The 13,698-nt window shown below is 61.7% G+C and carries 10 protein-coding genes and 1 tRNA gene; 3 read left to right on the top strand and 8 right to left on the bottom strand.

Features of this window, described 5'->3' with window-relative positions:
* Positions 1 to 41 precede the first annotated feature (41 nt).
* A complete protein-coding gene (locus AWT76_RS15020) occupies positions 42 to 1,997 on the bottom strand; it encodes a transglycosylase domain-containing protein (protein WP_245638826.1) in 1,956 nt (651 codons plus the stop codon).
* A gap of 7 nt (positions 1,998 to 2,004) precedes the next feature.
* On the opposite strand from AWT76_RS15020, the gene AWT76_RS17165 reads away from it, so the two are divergent.
* The 3 genes from AWT76_RS17165 to AWT76_RS15010 all read left to right on the top strand — a co-directional run bounded on the left by AWT76_RS17165 (position 2,005) and on the right by AWT76_RS15010 (position 4,241).
* On the top strand, positions 2,005 to 2,394 hold the full coding sequence (locus AWT76_RS17165; protein ID WP_245638825.1) for a hypothetical protein: 390 nt from the start codon (positions 2,005 to 2,007) through the stop codon (positions 2,392 to 2,394).
* Positions 2,395 to 2,533: 139 nt separating this feature from the next.
* Complete coding sequence (locus AWT76_RS15015; RefSeq protein WP_072247757.1) at positions 2,534 to 2,872, top strand: P-II family nitrogen regulator; 339 nt, start codon at positions 2,534 to 2,536, stop codon at positions 2,870 to 2,872.
* Positions 2,873 to 2,906: 34 nt separating this feature from the next.
* Positions 2,907 to 4,241 (top strand): ammonium transporter, encoded by a 1,335-nt coding sequence (locus tag AWT76_RS15010; RefSeq protein WP_072247756.1) that lies wholly within the window; start codon positions 2,907 to 2,909, stop codon positions 4,239 to 4,241.
* A gap of 113 nt (positions 4,242 to 4,354) precedes the next feature.
* Here the strand turns inward: AWT76_RS15010 and AWT76_RS15005 are convergent.
* The 7 genes from AWT76_RS15005 to xdhA form a co-directional block, all read right to left on the bottom strand.
* Positions 4,355 to 4,429 (bottom strand) — tRNA-Val (locus AWT76_RS15005).
* A gap of 101 nt (positions 4,430 to 4,530) precedes the next feature.
* Positions 4,531 to 6,894 (bottom strand): endopeptidase La, encoded by a 2,364-nt coding sequence (gene lon, locus AWT76_RS15000; RefSeq protein ID WP_245638850.1) that lies wholly within the window; start codon positions 6,892 to 6,894, stop codon positions 4,531 to 4,533.
* 390 nt (positions 6,895 to 7,284) lie between these two features.
* Positions 7,285 to 7,626: a DUF2853 family protein gene (locus AWT76_RS14995; protein WP_072247755.1), complete on the bottom strand. Its 342-nt coding sequence runs from the start codon at positions 7,624 to 7,626 to the stop codon at positions 7,285 to 7,287.
* 112 nt (positions 7,627 to 7,738) lie between these two features.
* Entirely contained in the window at positions 7,739 to 9,028 is a 1,290-nt protein-coding gene (gene guaD / locus AWT76_RS14990; RefSeq protein ID WP_072247053.1) for a guanine deaminase, read from the bottom strand.
* Entirely contained in the window at positions 9,025 to 9,816 is a 792-nt protein-coding gene (xdhC, locus tag AWT76_RS14985) for a xanthine dehydrogenase accessory protein XdhC (RefSeq protein ID WP_072247052.1), read from the bottom strand. The genes guaD and xdhC overlap by 4 nt, the downstream gene beginning before the upstream one ends.
* Positions 9,813 to 12,119 carry a xanthine dehydrogenase molybdopterin binding subunit gene (gene xdhB, locus AWT76_RS14980; RefSeq protein ID WP_072247051.1) on the bottom strand — a complete coding sequence of 769 codons (2,307 nt, stop codon included), beginning with the start codon at positions 12,117 to 12,119 and terminating at the stop codon, positions 9,813 to 9,815. The genes xdhC and xdhB overlap by 4 nt, the downstream gene beginning before the upstream one ends.
* Positions 12,116 to 13,564, bottom strand: coding sequence for a xanthine dehydrogenase small subunit (gene xdhA, locus AWT76_RS14975; protein WP_072247050.1), 1,449 nt, complete (start codon positions 13,562 to 13,564; stop codon positions 12,116 to 12,118). The genes xdhB and xdhA overlap by 4 nt, the downstream gene beginning before the upstream one ends.
* Positions 13,565 to 13,698 lie beyond the last annotated feature (134 nt).

The raw sequence follows: 13,698 nt of genomic DNA, 5'->3' as shown, positions 1-13,698 counted from the left end.
GAACCGGCAGTTGTGACCAGCGTGTTTTTTCCGGTGGCCGCTTAATTTCCGCCAAATATCGACCCCAGAATGCCGCGGATCGCGTCATCCAGCGGGGCGGTGCGCGGGGCGGATTGCGCAGGTCGCGGCGTAGCCTCTGAGCGCGGGCTTTCGGGCGCGATCATCGGCAATGGGCGCGGGGGCAGATCTTCATGCACGCGGATCATGGTTTCGCGCCAGATGTCGGCGGGCAATCCGCCGCCGGTAACACCTGTCAGCGGCGAGTTGTCATCCGTGCCCATCCAGACCCCGGCGACATAATCGGCGGTGAACCCGATGAACCACGCATCGCGCGCGGCTTGCGTGGTCCCGGTTTTTCCGGCGGCCTGATGGTCTGGCAGTTTAGCCCGTCGCCCGGTGCCTTCTTCCAGCACGCGGCTCATCATCCATGTCAGCATTTGGGCCGAGCGCTCTGAAATGACACGTTCACCGATGCCGCTAGAGACCCCGAAAAGCGGGGTCGAATCGCCCAGCAGCTTCAATTCCTCTATGCCATAGGGCCGAACCGCGCTGCCGCCGTTCAGAATACCGGCATAGGCGGCGGTCATTTGCAGCAGGTTGGCCTCGGACGCCCCAAGTGCAAGCGCCGGCCCTTCGGCCAATTCGCTGCGCAGCCCAAAGGCATTGGCCACCTCGCGCACGCGGTCGCGCCCCATGGCTTCGGAAATCCGCACGGCAGGTGTGTTCAGCGATTCCGTCAGGGCTTCGGACATGGTGACAAAGCCCCGGAATTCGCCATCATAGTTGCGCGGCGACCATGGGCCAGACCCGGGCGTGTCGATGGTCAGCGGCGCATCCTCGACAATGTCGAAAGGCTGGAACCCGTTTTCCAACGCGGCCGCGAACAGGAACGGCTTGAAGGCTGAGCCGGTTTGCCGCTTCGCCTGCACCGCGCGGTTGAAGCCACCGGTTTGCGATTGCCTGCCACCGACCATGGCACGCACTGCGCCATCGGGGGACATGACGACGACGGCGACCTGTGCTTCTGAATCGTCGCGGACCTTCTCGGTAAAGACCTTTGCCACGGCGGCTTCTGTCGCTGCCTGCAAATCCGGGTCGAAGGTGGTTCGCATGATCACATCTTCGGTGGTTTCGCGCGCCAGATATGCCGGGGCGTCCAGCATCAGCCAGTCTGCAAAGGCGATCCCTTGCTGTTTCTCGGCGCGTTGCGACAAGGTGGCCGGATGCGCGCGGGCCTCTGCATATTCATGGGCATCCAGATACCCCTGATCGTGCATCAACTCTATCACAACGGCGGCGCGTTGTTGCGCGCGCTCTAGGTTCCGGGTGGGCGCGTAATAGGATGGCGCGACCAACAGACCGGCGAGCATGGCGCTTTCGGCGGGGCCGACCTCGTTTGCAGAGCGCCCGAAATAGCGCTGTGCGGCGGCTTCGAACCCGCGTGCGCCCGCGCCAAGGAAGGCCCGGTTCATATAGATTGTCAGGATGTCTTTCTTGGAAAACTTCGCTTCCAGCGCGAAGGCGTAGGGCAGTTCCTTGATCTTGCGCCATAGCGTGCCGCGGCGGCAATCTGCCTCGTATTCGGCCTCTGAACTCCATGTGTCGGAATTATAGGGCACGCCCAAGCATAACAGCTTGGCCACCTGTTGGGTTATGGTGGACCCGCCCGCACCGGAAAACGCGCCGCGCCCGTCAGACAGGTTTGCTCGGATCGCCCCGGCAATCCCGCGAGGCGATACGCCGAAATGCCGGTAGAACCGACGATCTTCGGTAGCGACGATCGCGTTTTTCAGATGTGGGCTGACATTGGCCGCCGTGATCGCCCCGCCGAAGGTTTCCCCGCGCCAAGCAAAGACCTCGCCGTTGCGGTCCGTCATTGTCACAGAGCCTTGCGCCCGGTTGTCGAGCATCTCTGCCAACGGGGGAAGCGTGGTGTAGAAATAGAATGTCGCCAGCCCAAGGATAAGCACCACCACTGCGGTGCCGCGCCACGCCACGCCCCATATGATCCGCCAGATCAGTGTCAGTGCTGCCCTGAAAAACCGCGAGATCGGGTTGCCGCCCTTGGGTTTGCCCGATCTTGCGGGTTTGCGTGCGGTAGCTTTGCCCGCCGACGGTTTTGCGCCCGGCGCGGCGCGGCGCGGTGCGACAAGATTTTTCCGGGGGGGTCTGGCGCTGCTCATCTGTAATTATGCCTGTTTGCCGTGGATCGGCTTTGAAAACATTTTTAACCTTTTGCCACGGGCGGAAGCTGTTTTCCACCACCTTCGGCGCGACACCGCAGAACTGTGCCAAGGCCGACTCGCTGTATTTCCGGTCGCTGCCACCACGATTTGTAACGATGGGACGGGCGTTCTCGTGCAAGGTATGCCCAAAAAATATGCAGTGATATAAATTTGTGCACTCTTTTTCGGATATTGCTGCATAGCGGCGTTTAAACACCTCCCGATCGTTGAGCCTATCCGCGCTTCACTTTCTGTTTACGGGGTGAGGCTGCGATTGGCCGACAACGTGGATGAAAGGGGATGACACCGTGAAATATATCATTGCGGCGATAAAACCGTTCAAGCTGGAAGAGGTTCGCGAAGCGCTGACCTCTATCGGCGTGCGCGGCATGATGGTGACCGAAATCAAGGGGTTCGGCGCACAATCCGGGCATACCGAAATCTATCGCGGCGCGGAATATGCCGTGAATTTCGTGCCAAAGCTGAAACTGGAAATCGGCGTCAGCGACGCGATGGCCGATCAGGTGGTCGAAACCCTGCAAAAAACCGCGAAAACCGACAAGATCGGCGATGGCAAGATCTTCGTGCTGGATCTGGCGTCAGCCACGCGCGTGCGCACCGGTGAAACCGGCGAAGACGCGCTTTGATTTCGTGGACCCAGTTCAAAAAGGACAAATGCTGATGCAACTCAAGAAACTCTTTCCCATTGTGGCCGCGGCGGCGCTTGTGCCGACACTCGGCCTCGCGCAGGACGAAGCGCTGAGCGCTGAACGCGTAAATTCCGAAATGGTCTTCATCATGAACACGCTGCTGTTCCTGATGGGTGGCTTTCTTGTATTCTTCATGGCTGCGGGCTTTGCCATGCTGGAAACCGGGCTGGTCCGGTCCAAGAACGCAACCATGCAGTTGGTCAAGAACGTGGCGCTGTTCTCGTTGGCGTCGATTGCCTATTTCGTTGTCGGCTTCAACCTGATGTATCCGGGCGATGGCTGGATCATCGAGGGTTGGATGGGCGGCTTCTCGTCGACGTCTCTGGAACCTGTTGGCGTGGCCTATGACGACCTGAACGACGTGACCTATGCATCTATCGGGTCTGACTTCATCTTCCAGCTGATGTTCTGTGCCGCAACCGCTTCGATTGTTTCGGGCGCCGTTGCTGAACGCATCAAGCTGTGGCCCTTCCTGATTTTCGTCATCATCCTGACCGGCCTGATCTATCCGATTCAGGCAAGCTGGAGCTGGGGCGGCGGCTTCCTGTCCGAAGCTGGCTTCTCGGACTTCGCCGGTTCTTCGATCGTGCACGGCGCAGGCGGTTGGGCAGCCTTGGCCGGTGTTCTGATCCTTGGTTCGCGGGCTGGTAAATATGGCAAAGATGGCCGCGTAACTGTCATGCCGGGGTCGAACCTGCCGCTGGCCACGCTGGGCATGTTCATCTTGTGGCTGGGTTGGTTCGGCTTCAACGGCGGTTCGCAGCTTGCCATGGGCACTGTCAGCGACGTTGCCGATGTTAGCCGCATCTTCGCCAACACCAACACGGCGGCTGCCGGTGGTGCAATTGCCGCGCTGATCCTGACGCAGGTTCTGTACAAGAAGGTCGACCTGACCATGGTGCTGAACGGCGCGCTGGCTGGGCTTGTATCGATCACGGCAGAACCGCTGGCCCCCGGCCTTGGTCTGGCCACGTTGATCGGTGCCGTGGGTGGTGTGATCGTGGTCTTCACCGTCCCGATGTTGGACAAGATGAAGATTGACGATGTGGTCGGTGCCATTCCGGTTCACCTGTTCGCCGGTATCTGGGGCACCTTGGCCGTGGTGTTGTCGAACAGCGATGCCAGCATTGGCGCGCAAATCTACGGGATCGTTGCGATTGGTGCCTTCATGTTCGTGGTTTCCGGCATCTTCTGGTTCATCCTGAAAATGGTGATGGGTATCCGCGTCAGCGACGAAGACCAGATGACCGGTCTGGACACGTCGGAACTGGGTATGGAAGCATATCCTGAGTTCGGTAGCCGCTGATCCGGCCCGTTCATGAAAACGCAAAGGCCCGGTCGCAAGACCGGGCCTTTTGCATATCAAGACAGCCGCCACGCGCGCGGGCAAGGCAGGGCCTATAGCGGAAAAAAAGGAAATGGTGGGCGATAACGGATTTGAACCGCTGACATCTTCGATGTGAACGAAGCGCTCTACCGCTGAGCTAATCGCCCCACGACGGGCCTGATAGCGCCGCCGTCTGGGCAGCGCAAGCCCTTTTCGCGCGAAACCCGGCCCCGCCATGCCAAGCTGGCATTACGGGGCCGGTCGCTGTTCAATGCGCCGGGCGCGTTGCGGCCTCGTCCGGCTTTGGGGCCATGCGCGCAAGGCGGGCGGCCTCATCGGCTTCGGCATCCCATTCCACCGGGTCCGGGGTTCGGACAAGCGCATGCTTTAGCACTTCGCGGACATGGCCCACCGGAATGATGGTCAGCCCTTCCTTCACATTGTCCGGGATTTCCGGCAAATCCTTGGCGTTTTCCTGCGGGATCAGCACCGTGTCGATGCCGCCGCGCAGGGCCGCGAGCAGCTTCTCTTTCAGGCCACCGATGGCCAGAACATTGCCGCGCAGCGTAACTTCGCCGGTCATGGCGACATTCTTACGCACAGGGATCTGCGTTAGCACCGACACGATGGATGTCACCATCCCCACGCCAGCACTTGGCCCGTCCTTGGGGGTTGCCCCCTCTGGGACGTGGACGTGAATATCCCATGCGTCAAAGCGCGGTGGCAAAACGCCGATTTCCGGCCCGATAGAGCGCACGAAAGAACTGGCCGCGTCGATCGATTCCTTCATCACATCGCCCAGCTTGCCGGTGGTTTTCATCCGGCCCTTGCCGGGCAGGCGCAAGCCCTCGATCTGCAACAATTCGCCGCCTACTTGCGTCCATGCAAGGCCGGTGACAACGCCGATCTGGTCCTCTTTCTCGGCAGAGCCGAAGCGGAAACGCGGCACGCCCAGAAAATCTTCAAGGTTGTCGCGCGCCACGATCACCTTGTCGGTTTCCTTTTTCACGATCTTGGTGACGGCCTTGCGCGCGATCTTGTTCAACTCGCGCTCAAGGTTCCGCACCCCGGCTTCGCGGGTATACAGCCGGATCGTTTGCGTGATCGCATTGTCGGAAATCGTCAATTCGCCGCGCTTCAACCCGTGGTTCTTGACCGATTTGGGCAGCAGATGCGCGCGGGCAATTTCCAGCTTCTCATCTTCGGTATAGCCCGACAGCGGGATCACTTCCATCCGGTCCAGCAGCGGCCCCGGCATGTTGTAGCTATTGGCCGTGGTCAGGAACATGACATTGGACAGGTCGTATTCCACTTCCAGATAGTGGTCGACAAAGGTTGCGTTCTGTTCCGGGTCCAGCACTTCCAGCATGGCGCTTGCCGGGTCGCCCCGGAAATCCTGTCCCATCTTGTCGATTTCATCGAGCAGGATAAGCGGGTTGGTCGTTTTGGCCTTTTTCAGCGCTTGGATGATCTTGCCCGGCATGGACCCGATATAGGTGCGCCGATGGCCACGAATCTCGGATTCGTCACGGACGCCGCCCAAGCTGATGCGGATAAATTCGCGCCCTGTTGCGCGGGCCACAGAGCGCCCAAGGCTGGTTTTACCCACACCCGGAGGGCCGACAAGGCACATGATCGGGCCTTTCAGCTTGGCAGAGCGCGACTGAACCGCCAGGTATTCGACGATCCGTTCCTTCACTTTGTCTAGGCTGTAATGGTCGGCATCCAGCACCTGTTGCGCGCGGCCAAGGTCTTTCTTGACCTTGCTCTTCACGCCCCACGGGATGGACAACATCCAGTCCAGATAGTTGCGCACCACGGTCGCTTCGGCGGACATGGGCGACATGCTCTTCAGCTTCTTCAGTTCGGCTTCGGCCTTTTCACGCGCTTCCTTGGAAAACTTGGTCGCGGCAATCTTGGCTTCCAGTTCCGCCAGTTCGTTCTGGCCGTCCTCGCCGTCGCCCAATTCCTTCTGAATGGCTTTCATCTGCTCATTCAGGTAATACTCGCGCTGCGTGCGCTCCATCTGGCTTTTGACGCGGGTCTTGATCTTGCGCTCCACTTGCAGGACAGAAAGTTCCCCCTGCATCTGGGCGTAAATCTCTTCCAGCCGCGCATTCAGCGCCGTCATTTCAAGGATGGCCTGTTTCTTGTCCACGCTCGACCCCAAGTGCCCAGCGGCCAGATCGGCCAAGCGTGCGGGGTCGGTGGCGTCGGCGATGGCCGCCAGCGCTTCGTCGGGGATGTTCTTGCGGATCTTGGCGTAGCGTTCGAATTCGTTCTGCACCGACCGCATCAGCGCGTGGATTTCATCATCAGGCCCGGCCGTGTCCGGCATTTCCGCCACAAGCGCTTCGAAATACCCGTCCTCGCGCGTGAACTCGGTGATGCGCACACGGCGCTGCCCTTCGACCAGCACCTTGACGGTGCCATCAGGAAGCTTCAGCAATTGCAGCACGTTCGCCAGAACGCCCACGCGGTATATGTCGCCGCTGGCGGGGTCTTCCTGCGTATGGTCCACCTGAGAGGCCAGCAAGATCTGCTTGTCGTCATTCATCACGGTTTCGAGCGCGCGCACGGATTTGTCGCGGCCCACGAACAGGGGCACGACCATATGCGGAAACACCACCATGTCGCGCAGGGGCAGGACGGGATAGCTGCTCAATTCGGTCACGTATATATCCTTTGTCTGGTCGGCACGCGGATGCCGAACATGTCTGAATGTGGGCCACAGGTCATGCGAATTCAAGCTGTCCGCGTGGCGGCGTGTAATAGGCTTGGTTTAAACAAAAGGAAAATGGTTTAAACGAGACATGACTTAGGCGTTGTCTGGACTGCGCCCCAAGCGATCAAATTCTGGGAAAGGGGCCCCGGTTGTGACCGGGGCCCAACATCTCACCCGCGTGCCCTTCACGTCACGAGAGGATCGTAAGCCCGGTCGTCCTGACCAGATATCCCACGATCGTCGATTAACCGCTCCAAGGCAAGCCGGATAACAGCTAAAAGTTTCGGCAATGACGGGTCAGCCGTAGACCGCTTCCTTGCCGAAATGCTTGGTCAGCAGATAGTAGATCACGGCGCGATACTTGTTGCGCTCGGACCGGCCGTATTGCTCGATCACGGCGTCTATGGCCTTGTCCAGTTCCGGCCCATCGGCCAGCCCCAGTTTCTTGACAAGGAAACTCTTGCGCACCGTTTCCAACTCATGCTCTTGCGAGCCGGCGACGGTGCTGGCATCGGGGTTGTAAATGGATGGCCCACAGCCAATCGTGACCTTGCGCAACAGGTCCATATCTGGCGTGACACCGCATTTTTCTTTCAGGTCAGAGGCATATCGTTCAATCAATTCGTCGCGACGTCCCATGGTTCGCTCCTTATTATGGTGTTCGCACTGGTTACTCAAACAGCGCATGATGCGCCTGACCAGACTTTGCGCAACTCTGCGCGCCAAACCAAGCAAAAAGCGCAAGGCTGTGTCAGGCTGCTTTGCGCTGTTGCCCGGCCACATAGGTTTGCACCACGGCGCGGTCATCGCCCATCACTTGCAGGGTGAACAATTCATCCGCCAGCCCGCGCGCACGTTCCATGCGCTGCGCCATTGCGGGGGTTGCGTGGGCGTTCAGCACGACGAAATCGGCCTCTGTGCCCGGTTCCAGCGTGCCGATGCGGTCGGTCAGCCCCAAAGCCACGGCATTGCCCCGCGTAATCCAGTGAAACGCGCGGTAGGGGTGCAGCCGCTGGCCTTGCAGTTGCAGCACCTTGTAGCCCTCTGCCAAAGTTTGCAGCAGGGAATAGCTGGTGCCGCCGCCGATATCGGTGGCGATGGCGTTGGTCAGCCCGCCCCCGCGCAGCTTGGCATCGTTGAACAGGCCCGACCCCAAAAACAGGTTCGACGTGGGGCAGAAGACGGGCTTGGAACCGGCCTCTGCCAGCGCGCCGATCTCGCGGTCGCTAAGGTGAATGCAATGGCCCAGCAGGCTGTTGCCGCGCAGCAACCCATAGCGGGCGTAGATGTCGGTGTAATCCTTGGCATCCGGGTAAAGCTGGCAGGACAGTGCGATCTCGGCGTGGTTCTCGCTCAAATGGGTCTGGATGTGGCAATCTGGGTGCTCTTGCGCCAGCGCTTGCGCCGCTTCCATCTGCGCAGGTGTCGAGGTGATGGCAAAGCGCGGGGTAATCGCATAGCCCAAGCGCCCCTTGCCGTGCCAACGCGCGATCAAGGATTTGCTGTCATCATAGCTTGATTGCGGCGTGTCGCATAAAGCGTCTGGCGCGTTGCGGTCCATCATCACCTTGCCTGTGATTAGCCGCATGTCACGCTTCAAGCCTTCGGCAAAAAGTGCTTCGGCAGAGGCTGCGTGCACCGACGCATAGGCAACAGCCGTGGTGGTGCCATGGTCCGTCAGCCGGTCCAGAAAAGCGCTGGCCATTTTGGCGCAGAGCGTAGGGTCGGCATAGCGCGTTTCCTCGGGGAAGGTGTAGTCATTCAGCCAATCCAGCAATTCTGCCGCCCAGCTTGCAATGACCTGCGTTTGCGGAAAGTGCAGATGGGTGTCGATGAACCCCGGCATCAACAGATGCGGGCGGTGGTCGATGATTTGTGCTTCGGGGGCTGCAACGTCGCGCGCCTCGCCCATGGCGCGGATCATGCCGTCCTCGACCAGCAGCGCGCCATCCTCGATATAGGTTAATGCGCCCTCGTCATCGGGCGTTTGCGGTTCGCGGTGGAAGGTCAGCAGCCGCGCGCGGATCAGGGTCTGGGTCATGGGGTTCCTTTGGTTGCGCGCGCGAAGGCGGCGAAAATCTCTTGCGCGGCCATCAGGGCGATGACCTCTGGCCGCTTGTCGCCAAGGCCCGCCGCACCTATGGGGCAGGTCAGCGCCGATGCGTCGGTGTTGTGGTCCTGCGCGAAACGGGTAAACCGCGCGCGTTTGGTCGCGGACCCTATCAGCCCGACATAGGCGGCATCGCCGCGCTTCAGCGCCGCAAGGGTCAGCAGAAAATCCAGCCCATGGTCATGGGTGGTGACCACGAATGCCGTGCCGGGCGGCGCATGGTCAATCTCGGCCTCGGCCATCGGCGTCAGGCGGTGATCGGCGCTGGCGGGCGCTTGCGCCAGTTCCTCGGCCCGGTTGTCCACCAACACCACGCGGCAGGGCAGCGGGGCCAAGACCTGCGCCAATGCCCGCCCCACATGGCCTGCGCCCAAGATCATGACGGTTGGGGCTTGCGCGCTTTCAAGCCGTGCCAGCAGGGCCGCGCGGGCGTCCGGGGTCAGCACGCTGAGCATAACCGTCACCCGCCCGCCGCAGCATTGGCCGATATCCGGCCCAAGCGCCAAGGTCAGGCTGTCTTGTGCGGTGCCTATGGCCAACATCTCGCGTGCTCGCGCCACCGCGCGAAACTCCATCTGTCCGCCACCGATGGTCCCCGCCTGCGCATGTCCCGACACAACCATCTCGGCCCCCACCTCGCGCGGGGCCGATCCTGCGACCGCGCTCAGTCGCAGATGCACCAAAGGCGAATCTCTTTCCAACAGAGCGCGCAGGGTCATCCGCGCAACCGCTCCACCGCCATCAGCACGCGTTCCGGCGTGGCGGGTGCGTCCAGCCTTGGGCATTCGCGGTAATCGGCCACCGATGCCACGGCCATGCCGATTGCCTCAAACACCGAAACGGGCAGCATGAAGGGCGGCTCTCCCACGGCTTTGGAGCGTTTGATGGTGCGTTCGGGGTTCACCGACCATTCCGCCAAGGCCACGTTGAACACACGCGGGCGGTCGCCGGCCAGTGGAATCTTATAGGTGCTGGGGGCGTGGGTGCGCAGACGGCCTTCCGCGTCCCAAACCAGTTCTTCCGAGGTCAGCCACCCCATACCCTGCACGAACGCGCCTTCGACCTGCCCTAAATCCAGCGCCGGGTTCAGCGAGCGGCCCACATCATGCAGCACATCCACCCGGTCCACGCGCGACTCGCCCGTCAGCGTGTCCACGCTTACCTCGGAACAGGCCGCGCCATAGGCGAAGTAGTAGAAGGGGCGGCCCTGCCCCTTGGCGCGGTCCCAATGAATGTCGGGGGTTTTATAGAACCCCGCCGCCGATAGCTGCACCCGCGCCATATAGGCGGATTTGATGAAAGCGTCCCAGGTCAGAATCTCCGCACCCACCGCCACGCGACCGGGCAGGAATTGCACCGCATCCTCGGCCACGCCCCATTTCGCTGCCGCGAAGGCCACAAGCCGCGCCTTGATCTGCTCGCACGCGTTCAACGCGGCCATACCGTTCAGGTCCGACCCGCTGCTGGCGGCGGTGGCGGAAGTGTTCGGCACTTTTTCCGTGGTCGTCTTGGTGATCTTGATGCGCGACAGGTCCACCTGAAACGCCTCTGCCACCACTTGCGCGACCTTGGTGAACAGGCCTTGACCCATTTCCGTGCCGCCGTGGTTTAGGTGGATGGAGCCGTCCGAATAGACATGCACAAGCGCGCCCGCCTGATTATACCATGTCGCGGTAAAGCTGATGCCGAATTTCACCGGCGTCAGCGCGATGCCCTTGCGGATAACGCCCCCCTTCGCGTTGAAAGCCAAGACAGCCTTGCGCCGCGCTTGGTAGTCGCTGGACGCCTCCAACTCATCCACCAGCCGCGTCAGGATGTTGTCCGTCACCTGCTGGTGGTAGGGCGTTACATCCGCCCCCTCGCGATAAAAATTCGCGCGCCGCACGTCTAGCGGGTCGCGGCCCAGCTTATAGGCGATTTCCTCGATCATACGTTCGGCGGCGATCAGCCCTTGCGGGCCGCCAAAGCCGCGAAACGCCGTGTTGCTGACCGTGTTGGTCTGGATCGGGCGCGACCGAAGGCGCACATGGGGGTAGTAATAGGCATTGTCGGCATGGAACAGCGCGCGGTCGGTCACGGGGCCGGACAGGTCGGATGACCAGCCACAGCGCGCGGCGAACATACCATCAACTGCGATAATGCGCCCGTCCTCGTCAAATCCCAGATCGTAATCTATGCGGAAATCATGGCGTTTGCCCGTAATCTCCATGTCCTGATCGCGGTCGGGGCGTAGCTTGACAGCGCGACCCGTGGCACGCGCCGCCAAAGCGGCGACCGTGCAGAACAGGTTCATCTGGGTTTCCTTGCCGCCGAAACCCCCGCCCATGCGGCGCACATTCACCACGACCGCGTTCGCGGGCACGCTCAAAGCATGGGCGACCATGTGCTGCGCTTCGGACGGGTGCTGGGTAGAGGCGACGACCACCATCTCGTCATCCTCGCCCGGAATGGCGAGCGCGATCTGCCCTTCCAGATACATGTGGTCCTGCCCGCCTACGCGCATTCGGCCCTGAATGCGGTGCGGGGCTTTCGCAAGTGCGCTTTCCGCGTCGCCACGCGCCAGCGTCAGCGGCGCGGTCACGTCGGGGTATCCGGCGGCCTCTGCGGCGTCGATGTCGGTCGCATGGTCGGCGCGGTCATAGCTGATCTTGGCCAAGGTGCAGGCGCGGCGGGCCAGATCGCGGGTTTCTGCCACCACGGCGAACAGGGGCTGGCCGTGGAACTGCACGTCACGGCTAAAGATCGGCTCATCATTGAGGCCAGTGGGCGAGATGTCGTTGTGGCCGGGAATGTCATCCTCGGTCAGGACCGCGACTACGCCGGGGGCCGCGCGCACGGCGGACAGGTCCAACGCGGTGATATGCCCCTTCGCTACCGTCGCGGTGCCGATATAGGCGTGCAGGCAGCCCGTGGGTTCGGTGATGTCGTCGGTATATTCCGCGCGCCCGGTGACGTGCTTTACGGCGGAATCGTGGATCACGCTGTCATGTGCCGCACCGGTGATGCGATCTGCGTCTTTCATTGCACATCCTCCAATGCCGCCGCTTCGCCCGAGTGTTCCAGCCAGAAGCGCGTCAGCAGGTTTTGCGCGGCTTTCATGCGGTAGGCGGCACTGGCGCGCATGTCCGAGAGCGGCGCGAAATCCTGCGGCAGGGCTTTGGCGGCTGTTTGCAGGGTTTCAAGCGTGAAGGGCTGGCCGGTCAGCGCCGCCTCCGTTTGCGCCGACCGCTTCGGCGTTGCGGCCATGCCGCCAAAGGCCAGCCTTGCCCCGGTAATCGTGCCATCTGCCACGGTCAGGGCCATGCCAAGTGCGACTGCCGAAATATCCTCGTCCCGTCGCTTCGACAGCTTATAGGCTGCGTGCAGCGTGCCGGGCACGGGTTTGGGCAGGATGATGGTTTCCACGAACTCGCCTGGCGCGCGGTCCTGTTTGCCGTAATCAAGGAAGAACTCTTCCAGCGGCATCTCGCGCCGCGCCGCCCCCTTGCGCAGCACCAACCGCGCGCCCAAAGCGATAAAGGGCGGCGGCGTGTCGCCAATGGGCGAGCCATTGGCGATATTGCCCCCCAGCGTGCCCATGGCGCGCACTTGCCAGCCTGCGATGCGGTCCCAATATCGGGCCATATGGGGGAAATGCTCAAGCAAGGGCGCGCGTGCATCCTCGTAGCTGACAAGCGCGCCAAAATGCAGGGCATCTGCGGTTTCCGTGACCGCGCGCAACCCGTCCAGATGCCCGATGAACACAGCCACCGGCAGATCGCGCAGAAATTTCGTGACCCACAGGCCCACATCGGTGGCCCCCGCGACGATACGCGCGTCGGGGTGCTGGTCCAGCACCTGCGCCAGATCCTCGACCGTGGCAGGCAAGATTGCGCGGCTTTGGCCATTGGTCATGTCCACCTGCGTGCCATCGGCCCATGCCGCCAGCCGCGCGGCCACCTGCGCGCGTTCTTCCATCAGCGGATCGGTCGTGCCAAGCGCGCCCATGGCCCGCGCCGCGCGGATGATGGGGGCGTAGCCTGTGCAACGGCACAGGTTGCCTTGCAGCGCGCGTTCGATTTCCGGCTCTGTCGGGTGCGGTGTTGCCATCCACAACGCATAAAGCGCCATCACGAAACCGGGCGTGCAGAACCCGCATTGGCTGGCGTGATGCTCCACCATGGCGCGCTGCACCGGGTGCAGGCCGCCATCTGTCCCGCGCAGATGTTCAACCGTGACCACATGGCAGCCGTCGCAGGATGCCAGAAAGCGGATGCAGGCATTCACGGGCTGATAGCGCAACGCGCCGCGCTCGATGCGCCCCACAAGCACGGTGCAAGCACCGCAATCGCCCTCGGCGCAGCCCTCTTTGGTGCCGCGCAGGCGCTGATACAGCCGCAGATGGTCCAGCAACGTGGCGGTTGCGCTTATGCCATTCAGCATCACCTCTCGGTCGTTCAGCAGAAAGCGGATATGGTCGCGGGCCACGGTGCGTCCTTTGGCGTTAGAAGATTGTCATGCCTGCAAGATAGCCTGCGCCAAAGCGGCATTCCATGCAAGCGGGCGCAAGGTTAAGGTGTTTTCGGGATTTATTGTCAGTCTGCGCACCGGTTGCGCACAGG

Source organism: Roseibaca calidilacus (assembly GCF_001517585.1).
GTDB lineage: Bacteria > Pseudomonadota > Alphaproteobacteria > Rhodobacterales > Rhodobacteraceae > Roseinatronobacter > Roseinatronobacter calidilacus.
Note: the sequence above shows the minus strand (reverse complement) of the source record. Positions and strands in the feature narration are given on the sequence as shown.